Below are 23,750 nucleotides of genomic sequence, written 5' to 3'. Positions count from 1 at the left end.
TTTGTGGGGCGTGGTGGGGGGTCGACCCCCCCCACGGCGGCGGGGGGGCCCCCCCCCCCCCCCCCCCCGGCGGGGTAGCTGTCTAGACAAAAGCCGATTGCCCCGTGATAGCTCGCCCCACAATGAGCGAATTGATCTCGTGCGTGCCCTCGTAGGTGTAGAGGATTTCCACATCGTTGAAAATCTTTGAGATTTCGTAATCGTGCAGCACTCCGTTGCCGCCCAGAATGTTGCGGGCCATGGCGGCGGATTCGCGAGCTGCCGCCGTCGTCGTTGATTTGGCCAAAGCTGCGTGGACCATCTCAAAGCTACCCTCCTCCTGAAGAGCGGCTAGACGCGCCATGAGCGCGGTGGAGGTACACAGTCCGCCCATGATCTTGGCCAGGTCCGACTGCATAAGTTGAAACTTGGCCAGCGGGCGGTCGAATTGCTTGCGCTGCACGGCGTAGTCCCGCGCGATTTCAAAAGCTGCCATTTGCACGCCAACTCCCTGCCAGCCGACCCACGCTCGGGAATCACGCAGTTTCACGTTGGCCGCAGCAAACCCGTGCCCACCGGGCATGAGGTTTTCCCCTGGAATGCGCACCTGGTGTAATTCGATATCCGCGTTCTGCATGATGCGCAGGCCCATCTTGCGCTCGATCTTGGTGGCCGACCAGCCCGGTCGATCGGTTTCCACGATGAAGGCTTTAGCCTGGCCATCGGTGGTGTCACGGGCCCATACGATCGCAAAATCAGCAAATGTACCAGCACCGATCCAGCGCTTGCACCCGTTGAGTACCCATTCGTCGCCGTCGCGCTCAGCCGTGGTTTCCAGGCCCCCAGCGATGTCAGAGCCATGCTCGGGTTCGGTCAGCGCAAAGCAGCCGACCGCCGCAAAGTTCTTGAGTGGTTCCAGCCAACGATCCTTCTGAGCCTGCGAACCGAGCTCATGCAGCAGACCGAGGATCAGCTCGTTATGGATGCCCACCAGTGCACTCAGGGACACATCTGCACGGGCAACCTCTGCGTAGGCCAGACCAATGAACAGGCGGCTATGCCCCCCGAGCACCAAGTTGCCCAGACCGGCCTTGGCCAATACGGGTAGCAGGTGGAAAGGGAACTCTTCTCGATCCCAGAACTCGCCAACCACCGGACAAACTTCCCGGCGCAGGACCTCGCGGATGGAGTGGAGGCTGTTGCGTTCGTCGTCGTTGAGTAAGTGTTCAACCTGAAATAGATCGACTTCCGGGTGCGGGATGCCGACTTGGCTCTCGACGATGGGGGCTTCACCGCGAATGACCGGAGGCATGTGAACTCGCTTTCTACGGGCCGTTTGACTCGCGGGAGGGGTGGTTCCCGCACCGTACGGCCACGTTGGCTCGATGGGGTGATCCAGCTCACCTGCACGATAACCCTATGAATCGTACTGCGTAATGGATGGTTGCCCGCTAATTGCTCGGTATCAGCCATAGATAGGCTCTTCGCAGTTGGGGGGTGTAGGTGCTGGTCGGCGCGTCGGTGCGGGGGTAAGCGTCGAGGTCTTCCGATGATGAAGGTTCCTACACGCCTCATCCGGAAGACCTCGACATGCCTCACGTTACCTTTGATGCTCCTGACCTGACGACGTTCTGTAGGCTGGACGAACTCGGTCTGGAGGCCGTGGGGCAGCTGATCACCCCGAACCGTGCCCTGATCGAGTGCAGGCTGGCGAGGCCGGATCCGTGGTGCCGGGACTGTGGCTGCAAGGCTCTTTCTCGGGGGACCATCGCGCGACAGCTCGCGCATGCTCCCTACGGGCACCGGCCCACGACGGTGCTGGTAAGAATCCGCCGCTACCACTGTCCTGCATGCGGGACGTCGTGGCGGGAGAACTCAAGCACAGCCGCGGGTGAACGAGCGAAGCTCTCTCGGGCAGGGGTGCGGTGGGCTCTGGAAGCCCTGGTGATCGACCACCTCACGGTCGCTCGTGTCGCGGCGGGCCTGGGCGTTGCCTGGCATACCGCGAACGAAGCTGTCCTGGCCGAGGGCCAGCGACTGCTGATCAATGATCCCAACAGGTTCGCCGGTGTCCGGGTGCTCGGGGTTGATGAGCATGTATGGCGCCACACCCGTGGCGGGGACAAGTACGTCACCGTCATGATCGATCTCACCCCGATCCGCGACAAGACAGGCCCTTCCCGCCTGCTCGACATCGTTGAGGGACGTTTGAAGAAGGTGTTCAAAACCTGGCTGGCTACCCGATCACAGGCATTCCGTCACGGTATCGAACAGATCGCGATGGACGGCTTCACCGGCTACAAGTCAGCCGCGACCGAAGAGCTACCCGAAGCTACCCCGGTGATGGACCCGTTCCACGTCGTCGCGCTGGCAGGCAGCGCTGTGGAGCGGTGTCGGCAGCGAATCCAGCAGGAGACACTGGGCCACCGGGGCCGGTCCGGGGACCCGCTCTACGGCATCCGTCGTGTCTTACTCACCGGTGCGAACCTGCTCACTGCGAAACAGACCAGCAGGCTCGATGCTGTGCTCGGTGCCGAGGAACACACACAGGTCGATGTCACGTGGTCGGTCTATCAGCGCATCGTGGCCGCGTACCGCGATCCCGACCGCAAGCGCGGCAGAGACCGACTGTCGGCGGTCATCGCGAGTCTCTGTGTAGGAGTGCCAGCAGCGCTGAAAGAACTGACCACGCTGGGCAGGACACTGAAACGCCGAGCTGCTGATGTGCTCGCCTACTTCGACCATCCCGGGACAAGCAACGGAGCGACAGAGGCGATCAACGGTCGATTCGAACACCTGCGAGGCACGGCCCTGGGGTTCAGGAATCTGGGCCACTACCTTCTCCGGGCACTGCTAGACACCGGAGGCTTCCGACCGCTTCTACACCCTCTTTTACGATGAGCCGCCAATCCTGAAGCCGGACATGAATGAGACGAGTGCGGGACACGCTGCACCCGCGCGTAACACCTGCCACGAGCAGCCGGGCGTGGCTGCCCGACACAGCCGAACTGATCATCCTGGTCGATTAATTCCACTGAGCTTTACGTACCGTTTAACACAAAGCCAGACACCAGCGCTTACTCGTCGCGCAGCTGCCCGAAAACCGCAGCGACCTCGCAATTCATAATCGATCCCACACTCATAACACGATAGGACCTACACAGTCAACAATGGACCCTCTAGGCACCGCAACCTCTCAACCTCGTCCCAAAGTTATGCAGAGCTCACCTACCACCTCCTCACCCGGTGGCAAAAGCAATTCTGGCGCTCCTCACAAGACAGGACAGTCAAGACTATTATGGACCACTCCGCTCGTTACATTTTTGTTATTTCTACTAGTCAGGACATCTTTAGCCTTCAAAGATCAGCCCAGACATCACCCAACCCAATTGACAGCATCGAACAAACAGGAGAGCGTCAATATTGTCCGATAGATCACACCGACATAGAAACGGATGTCATCATGAAGACTGAATCACTGCAAAAGTTCATCCCCGCCACGGGACTCATACTCTCCTTAGCCCTAACCGGCGCCACAGCGGCTTCCGCGAGTGCCGCCCAGCACAGCAAGGGAGTTGCCGCGTCCGAAGCGGCTGACATTGATCTCATCGAGACGCTCGATGCACAATCTATCCATCAGGTCAATACTGAAATCGCCGCAGTTGGCGGAGCGCAACTCCCATCCGATACTGTCGCCTTTGGGTTCAACGACACCGGGGATGCCGTCGCCGTTGATGCGGCAGGAAATGAAACTATTCTCGAAAGTGCTGCTTCCATGAATGAGGCCCTTGAGGCCCCCTCGCCATCGCCCAGCTCACTACCAACCGCAAGCGGAGCCATGGCAGCAAGCGCAGAGAGTGACAAGGGAGTGCTTACTGGACTGGCTGCAACCCTTGCAGGTTGCGGAGGTAGCGTGATCGGCTATGACGCGATTCTTTCGATCTTGGAGAAGCGCGTTTCTTACTGGGCCTTAGTCAAATTTCTTGGATCAAAGGTGGGTCCAGGAATCGCCATTAGCTGTATCGCTGGTGCTGGTGGCGCACTTGCCACCTACATGGGATGGTAAGCGATGCGCAGCCTAATCTTCCTAATTAGCTCGTTCATATTCTTGCTAGCATTCAACTTGTTTAGCGAAACATCAATATATTTTGCACTCCTTATGAGTGTATGTGTTTCCGCTATAGTTGCTTCAATTGCAACAAGAGATGGGCGTGCCGCGCTACGCCGCATTGCACACAATTCCCGCGAAGGATGGGGGAAGACCTCAGGATAACTAGCTGGTGGGGCGGGGCAGCGCTAGGCGCAAATATAGGCAAAACTTGCCTGCGTCATAGCGCCGATCCGCCCCACCACCTCGCTATAATTTTCACGGTGACCCGCACCCAACGCCAGCAGGAGGTTTTCGACCATCTCCGGGGCATGTTCCTGACCGAAGGGTTCGCCCACTTCACCATCGACGCCGCCGTCGCTCGCCTCCAATGCTCAAAGTCGACGATCTACGCACTGGGGCGAACGCGAGAAGAACTGGTCAGAGTCGTATTGGTGGACTTTTTCAAAGAGGTCGCCACCGCCACGGACGCGGCACTGCAACAGCCCGGCACGGTCAGTGACCGCCTGCTGGGCTATCTGGATGCCATGGCCCGTGAGCTGGAACCGGCCTCCGCCCAGTTCATGCGCGACGTCGCCACCTCCGAGGTCTACGCGACCAATACGCGTGTGGCCACCAGTAAATTGCGCCGCTTGATGGACGATGGCGTAGCCACCGGTGAGTTTCGCCCCGCACCTACCGCGCTGGTGGCCGAAATCATCGCCTCCGCCATGGATCGCATCCAGCAACACACGCTGGAACACGGCGCCGGGGATGCCTCCTCCTACCGGGCACTCGGAGAGCTCATCGTGCACGGGGTTGCAGCGCATGACCCCTTGTCTATTACTAGGAGGTCCAACTAGTCTGCTTGTGACTCCGATCACACGGCGGTGACGGCACTACGTGCACCTCAGCCGTCACCCAGCTAGTCGAATGGACTTGAGGACGCTATGACCGCTGATTCCACGCCGAACACCACCCGGAACTCAACCAACTCGCCCAGCTCAGCCGCCTCGCCCGATAACGCAGCCCAGGGCACCGTCACCGAACGCTTTCGCGCAGCCCGGGACCAGCTCTTGAGCCTGCGCACAGATCTGAGTGCCGCACACCGGGAGTTTGAATGGCCCAGGTTCAGCCACTTCAACTTCGCGTACGACTGGTTCGATCACATCGCGGCGGGCCCCCGCGGGGACCAGGAGGCCCTGGTGTTGGTGGAACAGGACAGCTCCTCCACCAGGCGGACCTATAAGCAGCTCTCGGAACGCTCCTCCCAGGTGGCTGCGTGGCTGGACAGCATTGGCGTCAAGCGTGGTGACCATGTACTGCTGATGCTGGGCAACCAGGTAGAACTGTGGGAAGCCATGCTTGCCTGCACCAAGCTGGCCGCTCGCCTGATCCCCACCACCGTGATGCTCGGCCCAACCGACCTTGCCGATCGCATCGAGCGCGGCCGCGCCTCCTGGGTGATCACCACGGCCACCCAAGCACCCAAGTTCAACGCTGTCCCCGGGGATTTCGCTGTCATAACCATCGGGGAGGCCACCGGCGAGCGCGTCCCCGGGTACGACGGCGAACACAGCCACCCTCAGTACGATTGGGCCGACTCCTTCACCGCACCCGCCGAGTTCAGCTTGGATGAGCCCACCGCCGCGGATGAAACCCTGCTGCTCTACTTCACCTCCGGCACCACGTCCAAGGCCAAGTTGGTGGAGCACACCCACACCTCTTACCCGGTGGGGCATTTGTCCACCATGTACTGGATCGGCTTGGAGCCCGGGGACGTCCACCTGAACGTTGCATCTCCGGGGTGGGCCAAGCACGCCTGGTCCAACTTCTTTGCGCCGTTCATTGCTGAAGCCACTGTGTTCCTCTACAACTACGGCCGCTTTGACGCCAAGGCCCTAATGGAACAGATGGATCAGGAGGGCGTGACCAGCTTCTGCGCCCCGCCCACCGTATGGCGCATGCTGATTCAAGCGGATCTGACCCAACTGAAGACTCCACCGCAGAAGGTGGTGGCTGCCGGTGAGCCCCTGAATCCGGAGGTCATCGCCAAGGTTCAGCAGGCGTGGGGCACTCAGATCCGGGATGGATTCGGTCAGACAGAATCCTCCCTGCAGATTGCCAATACCCCCGGCCAACCAGTCATCCCCGGAGCCATGGGACGGGCTTTGCCGGGGTACGACGTCGTTCTGCTCGACCAAGCCACCGGGGAGGAATCCGCCACCGAGGGCGAACTGTGTCTGCGGCTTGATCCGCGGCCGGTGGGCCTGACCCCCGGTTATTGGGGGGATGAGGCAAAGACCGCTGAAGCCTTCCGGGACGGGCTGTACCACACGGGCGACGTCGTGAGCCGTTCGGAGGACGGGGTGATCACCTACGTGGGACGCGCCGACGATGTCTTCAAGGCCTCCGACTACCGCCTCTCACCGTTCGAGTTGGAGTCCGTGGTGATTGAGCACGAGGCCGTGGCCGAAGTGGCCGTGGTGCCGTCACCGGATCCCATTCGCCTGGCCGTGCCCAAGGCCTACGTTGCCTTGGTGGCGGGGTATGAGCCCACCGCGGAAACCGCCCGCAGCATCCTGCAACACTGCCGAGAAGGGCTGGCCCCCTACAAGCGCATTCGCCGCCTGGAGTTCTTTGAGCTTCCCAAGACGGTGTCCGGCAAGATTCGCCGCGTGGAGCTACGGCGCCGCGAAACGGAGATCCACGACGACGCCGGCCTTCCCACCGGCGGGCAGGAGTATTCGGATGCGGATCTGCTGCAGGGTTCCAACGAATAGGCGCTCATGACACCCAGCAACACACAAACTGACCCGGAACAACGCGGCACGAGCACCGCCGGTGATCCCATTGACCAAGCTCGGCGGAATTGGGAGCAACGTGGTTGGACTGCTGCGGCACCGGGTATGGCCGCCGTCACGGCGATCTTTCGGACGCAGCAAATCCTGCTGACCCGGATCGATCACGCGCTGCGGCCCCACGGATTGACGTTCTCCCGCTATGAACTTCTGGCGTTGTTGCAGTTCACCCGCTCCGGTGCCCTTCCCATGAGCAAGGCCAGCGCACGCTTACAGGTGCATCCGACCTCCGTGACCAACACTGTGGATCGTCTTGAAGCGGCCGGATTAGTACGACGGGTGGCTGACCCTTCCGATGGCCGCGGTCGTCTGGTGGAGATCACCTCCGCCGGACGGGATCTGGTCACCGCGGCAACCCCCGGGCTCAACGCGGTTTTCGAGGATGTGGGCATGCCCCCGGCTGACTTGGAATCCGTCTACCGGGCTCTCAAGTCATTCCGGCAGGCCGCCGGCGACTTCGAGAGCTGAGGCTGTAACCGGGTGAGCCCGCAACTGGGTGAGCCAGAACGGATCGAACCCTCACGGGACTCGTCCATCAGCACCTGATGGACGAGTCCCGTGAGGGTTCAGCGTTGTCCACATCAGGTGTTGATGCGGGACAAAAGCGTCCCCTCAGGCGCTTCAAGGTCAGCCTGCCGACTCATCCGCACGCAACCACATCAGCACTGCCCGCACACGACGGTTGTCTTCACCCGGTGGTAGTTCGAGTTTGGTGAAGATGTTGGCCACATGTTTGGAGACCGCGGCCGGGGACACCACCAACCGGTCCTCGATCTGCGCGTTGGACAGCCCCTCCGCCATGAGTTGAAGCACTTCCCGCTCACGTGGACTTAAACGCCCCACGGGGCCATCGGCCACCGGTTTCATGGTGTAGGCCACCACGTCAGGGTCAATCACGACTCCGCCGCCAGCCACCACTTCCAAGGAAGACAGGAAGTCAGAGACCTTTCCCACCCGCTCCTTGAGCAAGTAGCCCAATCCGCCACCATGGCCGGACTCCCCCAGCAGGGTTCGTACATAAGGGCCAGAGACATAGGCGGAAAGCACCACAATGGGTTGCTCCGGTCTCAGCCGTCGGATGTTCAGTGCGGCACGTAGACCGTCGTCGGTTCCGGTGGGTGGCATCCGAACATCAGTGAGAATCAGGTCGGGAGGGGTGGCATCAGCCAAATGTTGCTCGAATGCCTCCACGAGTTCATCGGCGTCTGCGGCCACCCCGATCACGTCATAACCGGCGCTGGTCAAAACTTCCTGAATGCCCGCCCGGATCAGTGCTGCGTCTTCAGCCAGAAAGATTCTCACCGGACGGCTCTATTCATCACGGGCGCAGCTCCATTCATAGTCGGCGCAGTTCCGGTCATCGCCCGCACCTGTCTCGCGGCCACGCTTACAGCAGCGACAGGGACATCACCGGGCGTATTCCAGACCGGATACAGGGGAGCCTGAGCAGTCACGGAAGTACCGCCGTCGTCCCCCTCGGTCACGGTCAACTCTCCACCCAACGCACGCAGACGCTCCCTCAAACCCGCCAGCCCGGACTCACCGGATCGACCCAGACGCACCCCACCTTCACCACGGTCCGCCACCTCAAGATGAACGGCATCTTCCGCCACCTCGACCACGACGACGGCCTCCCCCACTCCCGCATGCTTGGACACGTTGGTCAGTGCCTCCGACACCGCGAAGTACACCGCCCCGGCAACCGACGACGGCACTCGGGAGTCATCGCCTGCGTGCCGGTAGGTGATGGTGAGGGGTGAGCGATCGGTGAGTTCCTCTACAGCGTCGAACAACCCGTGGTCAGTCAGCTCCCGCGGGTGAATGCCGTGCACGGTTTCCCTGAGTCGCAGCAAGGATCGTTCAGCCTGATGTTGAGCCCGTGAGGACAAGTCCTGGATGCGCTCGGCTTGGCCGCCGTTCAGACCTTTCACCGTGTGCTGCAGAATGCCGAGCGTGATGGACAAGGCCACAAGGTCTTGCTGGGCGCCATCGTGCAGGTCGCGTTCAATGCGTCGTCGTTCGGCTTCGAAGGCTTCCATGACCTGCGCCCGATTCAACTGAACGGTACCCAGTTCGCGCTGCAGGCGTTCAGCCTCCTGACCACCGATGCTGCGCACCACCGCGTCCCGTCCGAGGGAGCACACAAGGTACAGGCCAGCCGCGCAGACCAGCACCAGCAGCCCCACGGGCACCATGCCCCAGGCCGAGGCGGGTGTGGAAGCCACCCACGGGCCGAGGTTCACGGCCACGCCGCGCTCATGGAAAACCGGCGCCGCCACCAAAATCCCCCCGCACAGGACCACAACCGCTCCCACCACGCAGGAGATGAACCCGATGACAAGAGATAGCAAGGACACTGGGATGTCGTACTTCCACAGTGCTTCGCTGAACAACCGGTGGCGTGCCCGCGAGAACCAGTGTGGGTCGTCGTACCGCTGTGTGCGCGTACCCAAGGTTGCAGCCCGCGCCCGTTCGGCATCAGCCACCACCAATGAGGCCACGGGCAACGTGGGCAAAAAAATCATGAGACACAGGTGAACTGGCCACAACAGCGCGGACACCAGCTCCAGGCCGATGCGCCGCGACAGGTGCACAGGGAGAGTGAATACGGGCATACGTCAACCGTAGTCCCGGGCATGGATACCGCCCGATCCAGTCAAGTGGACGGTTGGGGGTAGAGCCAGCTCCACCCCCAATGGAGAGACCACCCCCGTGTCCCCTCGCGGCCCTCTCCGGTGGACTGGTCGCATGCAAACAACCACGCGGTAACCGCCGTCCTGCTCAGTGCCACCCTCGTGCTCCTGACGCTTGTGACCGTCACTGCTCCGGCTGGCCTGATCCCGGAAATTCACAAGAAGGAGAGCCCTCATGGCACGTCTGAAAACCACTCTCAGTGCAACCCTGACAGCAGGACTTCTGCTCAGTTCAGGCTGGCTACTCACAGCCTGTGGCTCCGATAGATCGCAGGAGATCTCCAACACAGCCACCGAGTCCTTCCCCGCTGACGGGGAACACCTGACCATCAACAACGAATTTGGCAGGCTGGACGTCCGGCATACGGACACCGATGTCATCACTGTGGAGCGTGAGGTCACCACAGCCGGACGCACGCCGTCGGAACCCAACTGGGATCTCACCGACTCCACCTTGACGTTGAGTTCCGCCTGCGGTGAAGGGTATGTGGGCCTGTGTGAACCTTCCTATACCGTCACGGTTCCCACCGGGACGCAGGTGAAAGTACTGGGGTGAGACCGTGCCAGAACGGATCGAACCCTCACGGGACTCGTCCATCAGCGCCTGATGGACGAGTCCCGTGAGAGTTCGGCAGAGAAACGGCGGAGGTGGAGTCAGCGGTGCTTGAACTCCGCCTTCCGCTTCTCCGCGAAGGCGCCCATGCCTTCCGCCTGGTCCTCAGTGGCGAAGGCTGCGTGGAAGACTCTGCGCTCAAAGAGCACACCCTGCGCCAGAGTGGTTTCAAAGGCCACGTTCACGGCCTCCTTGGCCGCGAGTGCCGCCACCAGCGAGCGCGTGGAAATGGTCTCCGCGACCTCGAACGCCGTGTCCGCCAGCTCATCAGCCGGGACTACGCGGGACACCAGACCGGAACGCTCGGCTTCTTCCGCGCCCATGCGCCGGCCGGTCAGCACCATGTCCATGGCCTTGGCCTTGCCCACAGCACGGGTCAGCCTCTGGGAGCCACCCATTCCGGGCAGCACACCAAGGTCGATCTCCGGCTGCCCGAACTGGGCGGTGTCCGCAGCAATCAAGACGTCACACATCATGGCCAGCTCACACCCACCACCCAGCGCATAGCCGGAGACGGCGGCTATGGTTGGCGTGCGCACCCGCGTGAACTCATCCCAGTGGGCAAACCAGTCCGCCAGGTACACATCCGCATAGGACTGAGAGGACATCTCCTTGATGTCCGCCCCTGCGGCAAAAGCTTTTTCCGAGCCGCTGAGCAGGATGGCCCCAATTCCGGGATCTGCGTCAAAGGCGCGCGCCGCGGCCACCACTTCCTCCATGGTCTTGGAGTTCAGCGCGTTCAATGCCTTGGGCCGGTTCAGGGTGATCAGACCAACGCGGCCGCGGGTCTCTACCAGGATGTTTTCGTACGACTGGGAGTCAGTCACGCTCATGCCTCCTTGGAATTGTTGTTCTCAGGTGTAGCCCCTGAGGCCTCACGGATGGTGTTGATGATTCCGGAGAAGTCCGTGCGGGCACCGCCGTCGTCAGCAAAGGAGCGGTAGATCTCCGCAGCCAGCGGCCCCATGCGGGCGGCGGTTCCCGTGGAGGTGATGGCATCCATGGCCAGCCCCAGGTCCTTGGACATCAGTGCCCCCATGAATCCGGGCTGGTAGTCCCGGTTGGCAGGTGAGCTGGGCACCGGACCGGGCACCGGGCAGTTGGTGGTCAACGCCCAGCACTGCCCGGAGGAGTGCGCGGCGACGTCGTACAGCGCTTGGTTACTCAGCCCCAACCGCTCCCCCAACACAAAGGCCTCCGAGACCGCGATCATGGACACCCCCAGGATCATGTTGTTGCACACCTTGGCCGCCTGCCCGGCACCGGAACCACCGCAGTGCACCACGTTCTTGCCCATAACCTCCAACAGCGGGCGGGCGTCGGCAGCCTCAGTCTCCGCGGCACCCACCATGAAGGTCAGCGTGCCCGCCTCAGCACCCATGGTTCCCCCGGACACGGGCGCATCCACGGGCCGGTGCCCGGCAGCGCGTGCAAGATCGGCGGCAGTGCGGGCGTCATGAACGTCAATCGTGGAGCAGTCCACGAACAGCGCACCCGGCTTGGCCGCCTCCAGCAGCCCGCCCTGATAGGCGTCGATCAGATGCTGCCCGCTGGGCAGCATGGTGATCACGACGTCGGCCTGGGCCACCGCCGCTTCACCACTTTCAGCAGTCTCCACACCCCTGGCGGCAGCTGCTTCCAGCGCGGCCGGAAAGAGGTCATAGCCGAGAACCCGATAACCGGCGGCCACCAGGTTCCCGGCCATGGGGCCGCCCATGTTTCCCAGCCCGATGAAAGCCACGGTTGTGGTGGTCTCAGTAGGGCTCATGACTGATCTCCTGCCGGCATGTGGAAGCTGGACTTTGTACTTTCAGCGGTGGGCACCACGGTCTTGTTGGCCATGGACCAGCGTGAGGTGACCGTTTTGGTCTTGGTGTAGAACCGGAAGGCATCCGGCCCATGCTGGTTGAGATCGCCAAAACCGGAGGCTTTCCAGCCACCAAAGGTGTAGTAGCCGATTGGCACCGGGATGGGGACATTGATCCCCACCATCCCCACCTCCACGCGGGAGGCAAAGTCACGGGCGGCATCCCCGTCCTGGGTGAAGATGCTCACGCCGTTGCCGTATTCATGGTCGGTGGGCAGGGCCAGAGCTTCCTGGTAATCAGCAGCGCGGACCACACACAGCACGGGCCCAAAGATCTCCTCCCGGTAGATCCGCATGTCAGGCGTTACCTGATCGAACAAAGACGGTCCGATAAAGAACCCGCCCTCATGGCCTTCAACGGTGAGATCGCGCCCGTCAATCAGCAGCTCAGCACCTTCATCCACCCCGATCCCGATGTACTTGGTCACCCGGTCCAAGGCGTCTTGGCCGACCAGAGGGCCGTAATCGGCGTCGTCGTCAAAGGAATGGGAGACTTTCAGGCCCCGGGTGCGTTCGGCGAGTTTGGCCACCAGGGCGTCCGCGGTCTCTTGCCCCACGGGCACGGCCACGGAAATGGCCATGCAGCGTTCCCCGGCGGACCCGTAGGCGGCACCGATCAGGGCGTCCGCCACCTGGTCAAGGTCCGCATCTGGCATGACGATCATGTGGTTCTTGGCCCCGCCAAAGCACTGGGCTCGTTTGCCGTTGCGGGCGCAGCGTTCGTAAATCGCCTGGGCAATGGGGGTGGAGCCCACAAAGCCGACCGCCTTGATGCGGGGGTCGTCAATGATGGCGTCCACGGCCTCCTTGTCCCCGTTGACCACGTTGAAGATGCCGTCAGGCAGTCCGGCCTCGGTCCACAGTTCAGCCAGTTTCAGCGGAACGGAGGGATCGCGTTCGGAGGGTTTGAGCACAAAAGCGTTGCCTGCGGCGATGGCCGGGCCGCACTTCCACAGCGGGATCATGGCTGGGAAGTTGAACGGGGTGATACCCGCAACCACACCGAGCGGCTGACGCATGGAGTAGGTGTCGATCCCCCCACCCACGGAGTCGGAGAACTCGCCTTTGAGCAGGTGCGGAGCCCCCATGGCGAACTCGACCACGTCCAGGCCACGGCGAACATCTCCCTTGGCATCCGGAACGGTCTTACCGTGTTCCGAGGAGAGCAGGTGGGCAAGCTCCTCCATGTCCCGCTCCACGAGTTCCACGAACCTGCCCAAGATGCGGGCCCGCTTGGCTGGGCTGGTGGCAGCCCACGCGGGCTGGGCTTGGGCGGCGTCGTCGATCACGGACGCCACTTCCTGCGTTGAAGCCAGCGGCAGGTGAGCCTGGACCTCACCCGAGCTGGGGTTGTAGACATCCGCAAAGCGACCGGAGGTTCCCTCCATGTGATCGCCACCGCGGTAATGGGTCAGTGTCCGAGTCATCAACAGGCTCCTGGGGTGTCTGTATTCACGCGTCATCCGCACCGTTGCGAATGTGGCCTGGGGCACACCTTAGTTGGACTTCCTACTATTTGGAAGAGTGGTGGCTCAAGAGCTTGACGACGACGGCGCCCCGATCAATCGGATAAGACGGTTCAAACGGACAGCACGGGATCCAGCACACGCAGGCCCAAGTGCTCGGCTACAGTCTTCATGCTGGCGTCATGAGTGGCGACCGCCACGGAGTCTCCGATCAGCAGCGCCGTGGCCAGATGCAATGCGTCCAGTGTTTTGACGTGCCGCTCGATCGACTCCGCCACGGTGTGCACCTCACGCGTGATGTCGAACAGTCCAACGCGAGTCAGAAGGGGCTGGGCATCGGATGGAGGGCGACTGTCACGCCGCAGCACGCGCACCACCTCCGTACGCAGGAGTCGGGAGGAAACAAAGTCCGTGTCCGGTGCCTCCATCCAATGCTGAAGCCTGGAACGCTCTGGCACGTCAAGGAGCGTGCGCAGGGCCACCGATGAATCGAGGTAGACGATGCTCACGGTTCAGTGGTCGCCCTTCATCTCATCAAGCAGCGCCTCAACATCCCCGGACTCATAACGCGGTCCGACAGCCACCTCAGCCCAGGGAACAGGGTTCGCTGGTGGCGGCAGGTAGCGACCCTGCCGCTGCGCGCGGGCAAGTGCGTCATCCTGGCACCGGTAGGAACTCACCCGCCACCGAGGTTCACCCCGTTCGGTCACCACCACTTCACCAGCCGCAATCACTCGGGCAAGGACTTCCGTTGTGCGCTGGTTGAGATCACGCTTTGTCACCGTAGCCATGACCCGACTGTACTACCTAAGTCTGACAAAGAAACCGCGACAACGGATTTGGCCGCACGCCTGGGCACCACCGCAGCCCAGCCTTCACCCCCGCATGGTCAACGCTTGGTCCGCCAAGTGCTCCACGTCCGCAGGATCGTGGCTGACCACCACGGCGGTCCGGCCGTCAAGAACCCGAGTCAACAGGGCCCGCAGATCCTCCTTACCCGCAGCATCCACCGGGGCCAGGGGTTCGTCCAACAGCAGCAGGTCCGGCTCTGCTGCCAGCGCCCGTGCCAGAGCCACCCGCTGGGCCTGACCTCCGGACAATGAATCCGGGTGCCTCCGCGCAAAACGATCAGCATTGGTTTCAGCCAGCCAATCCATGGCTGCCCGGCGGGCAGCGCGCCGCGAGAGTCCTTGCGAACGCGGGGCAAAGGCCACATTGTCCAGAACGCTCAAATGGGGGAACAGCAGAGGTCTTTGAGCCATGAGTGTCACGGCGCGCCGATGGGGTGGCACCCAGGCGCCGCGAGCGTCGTCGTCGAGATCAAAGAGGGTCAGCTTCCCCAGGGATGCACGCCCGGAGCTGGGGATCAGCAGCCCGGCCAGCACATCCAGCACCGTGGACTTGCCGCTACCGTTGGGTCCGATCAGACCCAGGGTGCGGCCGGCTTCCAGAGAACAGGCTGTGTGGACGTCACGGTCAGCCACGTGCACCTCAAAGGTCAAAGTCATGCTTGCCGCCGCAAGACACGCGGGGCAGTCAACCCAACCACGGCAATCGCCACGGCAACCAGCACCAGGGACAACGCTACTGCAGCATCTGGGTCAGTCTCCCGCTGTAGATAGATCTCCAACGGCAAGGTGCGGGTGACCCCCTGCAAAGACCCGGCAAAGGTCAGCGTGGCACCAAACTCCCCCAGACTGCGTGCAAATGCCAGAACCGCGCCGGACATCAGCCCGGGTAGAACCAACGGCAAGGTGACACGTCGCAACACAGTGCCAGGCCCCGCCCCGAGTGTGGCGGCCAGCCCTTCGTACTGAGTTCCTGCGCTACGCAATGCACCTTCCAGACCCACCACCAGGAACGGCATGGACACGAAAGTCTGCGCAATGATCACCGCAGTGGTGGTGAAAGCAACGGAAACTCCCAAAACTTCAAGGTGTTGGCCCACCAGCCCCGCGCGTCCGTAGACGTACAGCAACGCAATACCACCCACCACGGGCGGCAGGACCAACGGCAGAAGGACCAACGAACGCACCAGCCTCTGACCCCGGAACTGCGTCCGCGCCAAGATCAGAGCCAACGGCGTTCCCAGCACCACGCACAGGACCGTGCTGGTGGCGGCGGTCCGCAGGCTGAGCCACAAGGCCGCCCGCGCAGAATCAGAAGTGATCAACCCCCAGAATGCCCCCACATCAACCCGAAAGAACATGCCCACCACGGGGATCGCAATGAACAAGGCACCCACAATTCCAGGTAGCACCACCCACCAGGGCATGGCCAGATAGGACCGGGGTTTACGACGACGCAATCCCGTCACGGCGCCCCAAAGCCCTCTTGCGCCAATCTCTCCTGGCCCCGCGAGCCCTCCACAAAATCCATGAACTCTTGGGCCAGATCTGTGTTCTGCGCTGAGGACAACGCAGCGATGGGGTATTCATTGACCACCTGCTGACTTTCCGGAATTTCAATGTCTTCCACGGCATCCCCCGCGGCGGTGACATCGGTTTTGTAGACCACACCGGCATCAGCTTGCCCGGAAGTCACCTTGCCCATGACATCCGTGACGGCACTCTCTTCACTCGCTGGCGACAAGGTCACTCCCATGAGCTGCGCAATCTCCTCCGTGGCTGCACCACAGGGCACCCGAGATTCGCAGATGACCACCTTCAGGTTTTCATCCCCCAAGTCCTGAAAACTACGCACACCCGCTGGATTACCGGCAGGTACCGCAATGGTCAGCGTATTGGTGGCGAAAATGCTGGGCTGCCCCTGCACCAAACCAGCTTCCACGGCCTTGTCCATATTGGCCTGATCGGCCGAGGCAAAAACATCCGCCGGGGCACCGTCTTGCAGCTGTGTGACCAAAGTTGAAGAACCGGCAAAGTTCAGTTCCACCTCAGTTCCCGGGTGATCGGCCTCAAACTCCGCGGCAAGATCGGTGAAGGAATCCGTCAGAGAAGCCGCCGCGTACACCGTGATGGTCTGGTTTTCCGCACCTGACGTGTCCCCGCCACCGGACCCGCAGCCAGTCAACACCAGAGAAACGACGCCGACCCCGGCCACTCCCGCCGCCACCTTGCCTGCGCCAGAACGTACTGATCCAGCCCGGTCTTTTGCTCTCCATCTGAACCACGTCATGCCCCGGGAACCTCCACCACCACGTTGGTGGACTTGACCACGGCAGTCGCCACGGAACCTGGCTCCAGGCCGAGGTCCCGAACGGCCTCCGTGCTCATGAGGGAAACCACTCGGTACGGCCCGCACTGCATTTCCACCTGGGACATCACCGTGTCAGAGGTCACCGCGGTGACCAGCCCTACCCACCTGTTCCGGGCCGAACTGGCCACCCCCGTGGGATCTTCCGGAGCCACAGCATTGTTCTTGATCAGCTGGGCCAATTCCAGACCTGCCACCACGGTGTGACCGGACGCTGTTGTGGTGGATTCAAGGCGCCCGGAGGCAATCCACCGCCGAACGGTGTCATCACTGACAGCCAGAAAATGTGCCGCCTGGGCAACGGAAAGCATGCTCATTAGGGAAGAATATCCGCATTTGCGGGTTGAAAGAATCTTGTGGCACGCAGTTGCAGGACAGTGGATCATCGGTGGGGCAAGGAGGTTCCACACCTTCAGCAACCCAGGGACAGCTCCCAGGAGACACCGCCACCAGACACCCCCAGGTAACACCGCAGCATTAGCATGAGCTCATGTCTGAGATCCAAAAGACCATCATCCAGGAGATGGGCACCTCCCCCAGCATCGACCCCGCTCAGGAGGTGGAGCGCAGAGTGCAGTTCCTTGTGGACTATGCCCGCTCCACGGGGGCCGGCGGGTTTGTGTTGGGCATTTCCGGAGGGGTGGATTCTTCCCTTGCCGGACGACTGGCTCAGCTCGCGGCCGAACGCCTGCGGGACAACGGACAGGAAGCCACCTTTGTGGCGGTCCGTCTGCCGCACAACGTCCAAGCCGATGAAGATGATGCCCAAAAAGCCCTGGGTTTCATCCGTGCAGATGAGGTGGTGACTTTCAACATCGGCCCCGCAGTGCACGGCTTTGAAGAGGGATTCACCGCCGCCACCGGGCGCGCCATCAGTGATTACAACAAGGGCAACGTCAAAGCTCGCGTACGGATGGTGGCCCAGTACGCCCTGGCCGGGGAACGGCGCCTTCTGGTGATCGGCACGGATCACGGTGCAGAGTCAGTCACCGGATTTTTCACCAAATTTGGCGACGGCGGCGCAGACGTCCTGCCGCTGTTCACCCTCAACAAGCGCCAGATCCGCGCGGTGGCGGCCCACCTGGGTGCACCGGAATCCGTGTGGCAGAAGGCTCCCACCGCTGATTTGCTGGACGAGCGCCCCGGCCAAACGGATGAAACCGAGCTGGGTTTGAGTTACGACCAGATTGACGACTACCTGGAGGGCAAGGAAGTACCGTCAGAGATCGCGGAGCAGATTGAGGCCCGCTGGCTGGCCACTCGGCACAAGCGCACTGTTCCGGTCACCTTGATGGACTCCTGGTGGATGCCCTAGCCCGCCGATTGACGGCTCCCGTTTGAAAACACCTGTGGGCCGCTTTCCCAGCCGGGAAGCGGCCCACAGCGTCTTCGGAAAACAACAGAACTCAGAAGTCCCGCCGCAGCACAATGCCCTGATGAGCGGAGAGCACCACCTGCTCGGGTGGCTGCCTGCCATCCGGCAGAAGATAGCCGTGGGGAAGGCGCACGTGGCGTCGTCGTCGTCCGTCACTGGCCAGGTTGACCGCAGCCCAACCCTTGGTGAAAGTTCGGGACCACAGATTGACCACGGATTCGGGCTCCTGAATGGGATCCCCCAGGTCCCACGCCATTTCCGGAATCCACAGGCCGCGGCGGCCATCCCATGAACTGGCCGCGTACATGCCGTGCCCACCACCAAAAACCCAGTAGGCCGCCAAACCGTACCGCGCCAAATCGGCCTGCTCAGCGCTGACCTTCCCCTCCCGGGCACCGTTGTCCGGCACGGGGGTGCGCACAATAGCCAGCTGATCTGCGGGTACTTCTTCCGGGCGGTCACTGACCAGGCTGTGCGTTTGCTGCCGCGCGGTCCCCGGGTCCAGGATGCGGCCCGTGACCGTGCTCAACCAGCCAGGCTCAAAAACCCCGCCCCACTGGGCCAGCCGAACCCAGCGCGACGGCGAACGCCGAGCGTCCCCCACGGAGGCCACCAATGTCTTCCCAATCTCCGCCAGAGCCTGCCCGGCCTCCGCAAACAGGGCATCGTTGGCCTCCCGCTGCTGAGTCTGGGAGCCCAAGTCCGGTAGCGGCAGGTCCAGTCGCGGAGTTTCCTCCAAGTCCCCCACGGCAAGAACGCCGTCAAAGGGTGAGTCCGTGAGTTCCAGCACCACGTTGTGCACCCAGGCACGGCGATACTCCGGGTCCCAGACCCGCATCTGCCACCGTTGGGCCGGCTCCTCCCACGCAATGCGGTCGCCGGCACGATCCACCGCAAACCAGGCCCCGTGGCGCTCGGCTTGTGTGTAGGACATGCCGGAGGCCAGCAGCGGACCCGTTTCCGTCTGATCCACCATGGCAATGTTCTTGCGGCACAGCACCGTGGTCTCCGGGGCCAGCTCTTTCAGATGCTCGGCCGCGGCAGTTTCCCAGGGGTCAAAAATCGCCACCCGGCAGCACCCCGCCCAGGCTCGGATCTCAGCGGTCGGAATGGGACCGGAACCATGCGGAGTACAGCGCACCCACGCCATGGACGCCGGGCCAATGGCAGTGGCGGGGGCAGACGGTGCCGTGCCTGCGGCGTCGTCACTACCCACTGCGCTCACCTGTGTGTCCGGTACGGACATGATCCCCCCTGCGGCGCATCCATGCGCCAAAAATTACGTGGCCTTTCACTTGGGCCAGTGTGTGTACTGCCTACCCCGCAATGGACACGACGTCGGTTGCGTCCACTCCCCAGTGGCCGCAGCCGCACGCGTTCCCCACCATGTCCTGTTGCGCAGGTTCCCCACTCCATAGGTACTGAAAACAACTGTCACCGCACAACGTGAGCGGCGTCCCCGAAAGAGTGCCTGCCCACCACACCCCATGTCTCCAACTGGCCTGCTTTCTCATGCACACGACACAAAACCCTGAGATTTCGCATGTTTTCCCAGGTCATCAGCGCCGCAAGACATTGCCGCTCCCCGTCACCGCACCAGCCGTGTCTTGTGGGTGACGGGCCTGGTGACAAAAATTACAAGGCTACTACCGCCACGCCCGCGGAAATTGGCGTGTCTGTATTCTGCCCTAGGGTTGAAGGCATGAAGATCGCCACCTGGAACGTCAACTCCATCCGTGCCCGAGCCGACCGCGTAGAGGCGTGGCTGAATCGTTCGGATGTGGATGTGCTGGCCATCCAGGAAACCAAGGCCAAGGATGACAACTTCCCGTGGGAGGTTTTCGAGTTCTCCGGCTATGAGGTGGCACATTTTGGGCTGAGCCAATGGAACGGTGTGGCCATCGCCTCCCGCGTGGGGCTGGAGGAGGTTGAACGCACGTTTGCCGGCCAACCCACCTTTGGCAAGGGCAGCCAGGAGCCCATTCAGGAAGCACGCGCCATTGCGGCAACCTGCAACGGGGTTCGCGTGTGGTCCCTGTACGTGCCCAACGGCCGCGGCTTGGATGACCCCCACATGTCTTACAAACTCGACTGGCTGGAAACGCTCAACAGAAATGCTCGGGCGTGGTTGGCACAGGACCCGGAGGCCAAGATTGTGTTGGCCGGGGACTGGAACGTGGCCCCGCGGGATGAGGACGTGTGGGACATGCAGTTCTTCCTGGACAATCACATGACGCATGTTTCGCAGCCCGAACGGGCAGCTTTCAACGCCTTCCTGGACACCGGATTTGTGGATGTGTTGCGTGAGCACAACCCTGGACCCGGCGTTTACACCTACTGGGATTACACCCAGCTGCGCTTTCCCAAAAAGGAGGGCATGAAGATTGATTTCCAGCTGTGCTCGCCTGCTTTGGCTGCACAGGTCACGGGGGCTGAGATCGACCGGGAAGAACGCAAAGGCAAAGGGGCATCGGATCACGCTCCCGTTGTCATTGAGGTTGCGCTGTAGTTTCCCATGACCCCACTTCTCAATGCCGGAAGCGCGTGGCGCGGAGCCGCAGGACTACCCCAGCGGTTCACGTTGCGCGCCTATGTGGCCCTTGAGGACTTGGAACCGGCCTACCGCGATCGGGTCAGCAGCGCCGTGTCACCGCAGGTGGGTCAGGACGGTCAACTGTCCGAAACCCTGGCGCGTCTCTGCACGCAGGAGCGGGGTGCTTTGCCCCCGGCCAGGGAGCCGTTGTGGACCATGAACTTCTCCGCAGCGCCCGCCGCTGCACACGGTCTGCTGACCCAGCGCGCCGACTTTCCCGTGTATCACCCACCGCAACAGCTGCACAGAGCCCTGCAAACAGTGACCTCTGAGGAACAGCAGCACAACCAACCGTTGATCACCTTGCTCCTGAACCAGGAGGAGGTCCGTAAACAAGCCCGGCACATTCGGGCCGAGCGCCGCACCCGCAACTTCGCCAGAGACTCCAACTGGACCGTTCCCATGAGCTGGTTCTCCTTGTTCGCGGATGAGGACCGTGCCCCGCTGGACCAGGACGGACACGTCACCCACCGAATGATCGTCCCCGCTGATACTGCGGCCCGGCGTGCAGCATGGGGTGCACAAGTGCTGAATGCCACTCAGGATGAAGAGCTCCTGGAGCTTGGGGCGGACCTGCACCGCATGGCGCGCTGGGCTGCGCAGTTCTCCTCCTCCGCTGTCATTTGCCTGGATTACGGGTCCATCGCCGCGCCCCTGCAACCGGATGAAAGTCCACGCGATTTCCAGGACGCGTTGCACTTGCTGGACGACGGCGACGACCTCAGCGCCGAGGTTGCTCTGCGGCGGATCATGAAGCGTTGGATGCCGCTGGCGCATTTGGAGTACGCAGGGTAGAAGAGCAATCGAATTCCAGGGCATTGCAGAGTCACCTGCCTCAGAGCCCGCCACCGATACCCATTACCATTCAAATACCAGTGACCCACGATGAACGGGACATCTGTTATGCCTTCTGCTTCCGCCAACCCTCCTGCCGTGAGCCCCGGGCTGCGTTGGACAACCTTGGCCCTCATGGTTGTGGCGCCCGTGTTGACCTTTGCCGTGGCCTACCTTTCCTCTGTTGGAAGCGCACTTCCGTACGTGGTCATGGCGGCGGCACAGGTCACCGTGGGGCTGCTGCTCCTTGGCTGGGCACGGTCCATGTGGAAATTCAGGCGTAAGGCTTCTGCCTGGGATTTCGGTGCGGTCCTAGTTGCTGCGGTCAGTGGAGCTGCCGCAACATGGCTGATCTTGATGTTCGCCACTGCTCAAGGGATTCGCGGCAGCGCCTGGCCACGGATCAGAGCGGGCTACTCCATGAGGAACGACTACGAGTACCTGGCAGCTCTTGCCGCTGTTCTGGTGATGTTTGCCTGCGTGTTGGTGCTCGTGGCCACCATGGTTCGCTCCGCCATCAAGCCGGGAAGCGTTCGGCGCGTCGGTCAAGCTGCGCGAGCCAAAGCTGCTCAAGCCATGGTGGAGAAACGCGTGGAGGTTCAGTACGCAACCAGTGAGCAGGACAGCATCATGGCTCGAATGCTCTCTCCACTCACCCGCATTCTCTTCGGCCTGTGTGCTGCGTTGTCGCTGGCGGGGCTGATCACGGTCAGCGCCAGCGATGGCAATGTTGCCGTGATCGGAGGCTGGGTACTGTTCGTTGCCCCCGCCGTGCCCACCGTGTGGGCTGTGGTGGAGTCACTGTGGCGACGCGATGCTCAAATGGGTCCAATCCTGGGTTCCTTGTGGCGCACCATGGTGGTCCCGTTCGTCACGGTTTTACCCATAGCTGCCGTGCTGCTCCTGGTAACCCTGCTACCGCCCGTTCGAGAGGGCTTGACGCCGGACACCTGGGCAGCCGCCACCTGGGAAGGCCCCTTGCCGGAGCCTGACATGTATGGGTTCGCGTGGCTTGGCGCATGCTTGTCACTGGCCTGTGCCATGGCGCTCATGGGAGGTCTGGCTTTCACGGTTGCAATCGCGTTGCCCTGGTTCGCCTTCTTCCGGCCGTCAATCTTCATGGCGGACAACATGCTGGACACCTCACCGCAGGCTTATCAATCCAACGTCACAGCAGTTCGAGCACTCACTGTAATAATCATCCTCGCGTTCTTGATACCCACGCTCATGGTCATGGCTGAGCAGTGGAGTCTGTGGTGGTGGGTTGGCGTGGGCTTGATACCCGTGGGGCTGTTTGCGCTCTATCTGACCTACACGCGACAGCGGGTAGATCATGCCAAACGGTCCAAACACGGCGTTCAAGGGTTCTCCAGCCCTCACGACCCTGCACCATGACGGCAACCACTCACCGTCCCCGCCCGCAGCAGTGGGGGGTTATACGCCAAGAAGTGTGTAGCGCAGGCCCCTGGATCCCAACCAGCAGTATGGCAACACCAGCCTTGACATGCTTTGAGAGCATGTCAGGTGTCCCTTCCACGAAACAGACCCACGTGTGGTGTATGCGCCCGCCCCCTGGTCAAAAGCGGCACCACCATCGCTGGTTCCACCGGCTACCGGTGCATACCCTGTGGCTAACCCGCAAGCCGTGCGCAGTTTGATACCTCATCAGGGCTGATGGGGTATCAAACTGCGCACGGCTTGCGAAGGTTAGGTGTCTATGGAAGCTGGGAAGGCACGGTGGAATCAGTTCTCCGCCACCACGACCACAGCACACTGAACGAGAGGAACAGATCGGGCCAGTGCTCTACAACACCGGATTCAGCCCCGAAGACGGCAACGGCATCCAACACGGCTGTGCAGGACAACACCACAGATAACACACCCGGGATTTACACACATTTTGTCCGCTAACCTCCACAGGCGATGCCGGACACCGCCAGACATGAAGAAACCCCCGCGATGTAGAAGCTACGCGGGGGTTTCAGTGGCTCCGACCGGCGTCGATCCGGTGACCTTACGATTTTCAGTCGCACGCTCTACCAACTGAGCTACAGAGCCAGACACCCCAGTGGGATGCCAAGACGGCGCTCAGTTGAACTGACGCCGTCTTTGCGACCCTGACGGGACTTGAACCCGCGACCTCCGCCGTGACAGGGCGGCGCGCTA

General features: G+C 62.1%; 23 protein-coding genes and 1 tRNA gene. 10 read left to right on the top strand and 14 right to left on the bottom strand.

What is annotated here, in order from left to right:
• Positions 1–82: 82 nt before the first annotated feature.
• Positions 83–1,291, bottom strand: coding sequence for an acyl-CoA dehydrogenase family protein (locus Q4G32_RS08835; protein WP_303350753.1), 1,209 nt, complete (start codon positions 1,289–1,291; stop codon positions 83–85).
• A gap of 278 nt (positions 1,292–1,569) precedes the next feature.
• Here Q4G32_RS08835 and Q4G32_RS08830 point away from each other — a divergent pair, with 278 nt between their 5' ends.
• The 5 genes from Q4G32_RS08830 to Q4G32_RS08810 all read left to right on the top strand — a co-directional run bounded on the left by Q4G32_RS08830 (position 1,570) and on the right by Q4G32_RS08810 (position 7,395).
• On the top strand, positions 1,570–2,880 hold the full coding sequence (locus tag Q4G32_RS08830) for an ISL3 family transposase (protein ID WP_303350751.1): 1,311 nt from the start codon (positions 1,570–1,572) through the stop codon (positions 2,878–2,880).
• Between the two features lie 397 nt (positions 2,881–3,277).
• Positions 3,278–4,045, top strand: a complete 768-nt coding sequence (locus Q4G32_RS08825; RefSeq protein WP_303350749.1) for a hypothetical protein — start codon at positions 3,278–3,280, stop codon at positions 4,043–4,045.
• Positions 4,046–4,350: 305 nt separating this feature from the next.
• Positions 4,351–4,929: a TetR/AcrR family transcriptional regulator gene (locus Q4G32_RS08820; protein WP_303350747.1), complete on the top strand. Its 579-nt coding sequence runs from the start codon at positions 4,351–4,353 to the stop codon at positions 4,927–4,929.
• An 87-nt stretch (positions 4,930–5,016) separates the two neighbouring features.
• Complete coding sequence (locus tag Q4G32_RS08815; protein ID WP_303350746.1) at positions 5,017–6,849, top strand: AMP-binding protein; 1,833 nt, start codon at positions 5,017–5,019, stop codon at positions 6,847–6,849.
• 6 nt (positions 6,850–6,855) lie between these two features.
• The gene (locus Q4G32_RS08810; protein WP_303350744.1) at positions 6,856–7,395 is read left to right on the top strand and encodes a MarR family winged helix-turn-helix transcriptional regulator; all 540 of its coding nucleotides are present in this window, start codon (positions 6,856–6,858) and stop codon (positions 7,393–7,395) included.
• A 159-nt stretch (positions 7,396–7,554) separates the two neighbouring features.
• On the opposite strand, the gene Q4G32_RS08805 is transcribed toward Q4G32_RS08810, so the two are convergent.
• Together Q4G32_RS08805 and Q4G32_RS08800 are read right to left on the bottom strand one after the other, a co-directional pair.
• On the bottom strand, positions 7,555–8,229 hold the full coding sequence (locus Q4G32_RS08805) for a response regulator transcription factor (RefSeq protein ID WP_303350742.1): 675 nt from the start codon (positions 8,227–8,229) through the stop codon (positions 7,555–7,557).
• Entirely contained in the window at positions 8,226–9,542 is a 1,317-nt protein-coding gene (locus tag Q4G32_RS08800) for a sensor histidine kinase (RefSeq protein WP_303350740.1), read from the bottom strand. The genes Q4G32_RS08805 and Q4G32_RS08800 overlap by 4 nt, the downstream gene beginning before the upstream one ends.
• A 253-nt stretch (positions 9,543–9,795) precedes the next feature.
• Between Q4G32_RS08800 and Q4G32_RS08795 the strand changes: the two genes are divergently transcribed.
• The gene (locus tag Q4G32_RS08795) at positions 9,796–10,176 is read left to right on the top strand and encodes a hypothetical protein (RefSeq protein ID WP_303350739.1); all 381 of its coding nucleotides are present in this window, start codon (positions 9,796–9,798) and stop codon (positions 10,174–10,176) included.
• A gap of 98 nt (positions 10,177–10,274) precedes the next feature.
• Here Q4G32_RS08795 and Q4G32_RS08790 read toward each other — a convergent pair whose 3' ends face one another.
• From Q4G32_RS08790 to Q4G32_RS08750, 9 genes are all read right to left on the bottom strand, one after another.
• The gene (locus Q4G32_RS08790) at positions 10,275–11,060 is read right to left on the bottom strand and encodes an enoyl-CoA hydratase (protein WP_441327483.1); all 786 of its coding nucleotides are present in this window, start codon (positions 11,058–11,060) and stop codon (positions 10,275–10,277) included.
• Between the two features lie 2 nt (positions 11,061–11,062).
• Positions 11,063–12,001, bottom strand: coding sequence for a 3-hydroxyisobutyrate dehydrogenase (gene mmsB, locus Q4G32_RS08785; RefSeq protein ID WP_303350737.1), 939 nt, complete (start codon positions 11,999–12,001; stop codon positions 11,063–11,065).
• A complete protein-coding gene (locus tag Q4G32_RS08780) occupies positions 11,998–13,527 on the bottom strand; it encodes a CoA-acylating methylmalonate-semialdehyde dehydrogenase (RefSeq protein ID WP_303350736.1) in 1,530 nt (509 codons plus the stop codon). Before Q4G32_RS08780 ends, mmsB begins: the two co-directional genes overlap by 4 nt.
• A gap of 152 nt (positions 13,528–13,679) precedes the next feature.
• Positions 13,680–14,075, bottom strand: coding sequence for a type II toxin-antitoxin system VapC family toxin (locus Q4G32_RS08775; protein ID WP_303350735.1), 396 nt, complete (start codon positions 14,073–14,075; stop codon positions 13,680–13,682).
• Positions 14,076–14,078: 3 nt separating this feature from the next.
• Positions 14,079–14,357: a type II toxin-antitoxin system Phd/YefM family antitoxin gene (locus Q4G32_RS08770; RefSeq protein ID WP_303350734.1), complete on the bottom strand. Its 279-nt coding sequence runs from the start codon at positions 14,355–14,357 to the stop codon at positions 14,079–14,081.
• 84 nt (positions 14,358–14,441) lie between these two features.
• Complete coding sequence (locus Q4G32_RS08765; RefSeq protein WP_303350733.1) at positions 14,442–15,074, bottom strand: ATP-binding cassette domain-containing protein; 633 nt, start codon at positions 15,072–15,074, stop codon at positions 14,442–14,444.
• Complete coding sequence (locus Q4G32_RS08760) at positions 15,071–15,874, bottom strand: ABC transporter permease (RefSeq protein WP_441327484.1); 804 nt, start codon at positions 15,872–15,874, stop codon at positions 15,071–15,073. The genes Q4G32_RS08765 and Q4G32_RS08760 overlap by 4 nt, the downstream gene beginning before the upstream one ends.
• Before the next feature lie 5 nt (positions 15,875–15,879).
• Positions 15,880–16,704: a molybdate ABC transporter substrate-binding protein gene (gene modA, locus Q4G32_RS08755; RefSeq protein ID WP_303350732.1), complete on the bottom strand. Its 825-nt coding sequence runs from the start codon at positions 16,702–16,704 to the stop codon at positions 15,880–15,882.
• Positions 16,701–17,099, bottom strand: a complete 399-nt coding sequence (locus tag Q4G32_RS08750) for a TOBE domain-containing protein (RefSeq protein ID WP_303350731.1) — start codon at positions 17,097–17,099, stop codon at positions 16,701–16,703. The genes modA and Q4G32_RS08750 overlap by 4 nt, the downstream gene beginning before the upstream one ends.
• Before the next feature lie 173 nt (positions 17,100–17,272).
• On the opposite strand from Q4G32_RS08750, the gene nadE reads away from it, so the two are divergent.
• Positions 17,273–18,097, top strand: coding sequence for an ammonia-dependent NAD(+) synthetase (gene nadE / locus Q4G32_RS08745; RefSeq protein WP_303350730.1), 825 nt, complete (start codon positions 17,273–17,275; stop codon positions 18,095–18,097).
• Positions 18,098–18,188: 91 nt separating this feature from the next.
• Here the strand turns inward: nadE and Q4G32_RS08740 are convergent, their stop codons facing one another.
• On the bottom strand, positions 18,189–19,403 hold the full coding sequence (locus Q4G32_RS08740) for a putative glycoside hydrolase (protein ID WP_303350729.1): 1,215 nt from the start codon (positions 19,401–19,403) through the stop codon (positions 18,189–18,191).
• Between the two features lie 456 nt (positions 19,404–19,859).
• Here Q4G32_RS08740 and Q4G32_RS08735 point away from each other — a divergent pair, with 456 nt between their 5' ends.
• The 3 genes from Q4G32_RS08735 to Q4G32_RS08725 all read left to right on the top strand — a co-directional run bounded on the left by Q4G32_RS08735 (position 19,860) and on the right by Q4G32_RS08725 (position 22,979).
• The gene (locus tag Q4G32_RS08735; protein ID WP_303350728.1) at positions 19,860–20,666 is read left to right on the top strand and encodes an exodeoxyribonuclease III; all 807 of its coding nucleotides are present in this window, start codon (positions 19,860–19,862) and stop codon (positions 20,664–20,666) included.
• A 6-nt stretch (positions 20,667–20,672) separates the two neighbouring features.
• Complete coding sequence (locus tag Q4G32_RS08730) at positions 20,673–21,545, top strand: hypothetical protein (protein WP_303350727.1); 873 nt, start codon at positions 20,673–20,675, stop codon at positions 21,543–21,545.
• Positions 21,546–21,653: 108 nt separating this feature from the next.
• On the top strand, positions 21,654–22,979 hold the full coding sequence (locus tag Q4G32_RS08725) for a hypothetical protein (protein WP_303350726.1): 1,326 nt from the start codon (positions 21,654–21,656) through the stop codon (positions 22,977–22,979).
• 590 nt (positions 22,980–23,569) lie between these two features.
• Here Q4G32_RS08725 and Q4G32_RS08715 read toward each other — a convergent pair.
• A tRNA-Phe gene (locus Q4G32_RS08715) sits at positions 23,570–23,642 on the bottom strand.
• Between the last annotated feature and the right edge of the window lie 108 nt (positions 23,643–23,750).

Origin of the sequence: Kocuria sp., from assembly GCF_030538595.1 — a bacterium.
Lineage (GTDB): Bacteria > Actinomycetota > Actinomycetes > Actinomycetales > Micrococcaceae > Kocuria.
This window is presented reverse-complemented; position numbering and strand designations above follow the sequence as displayed.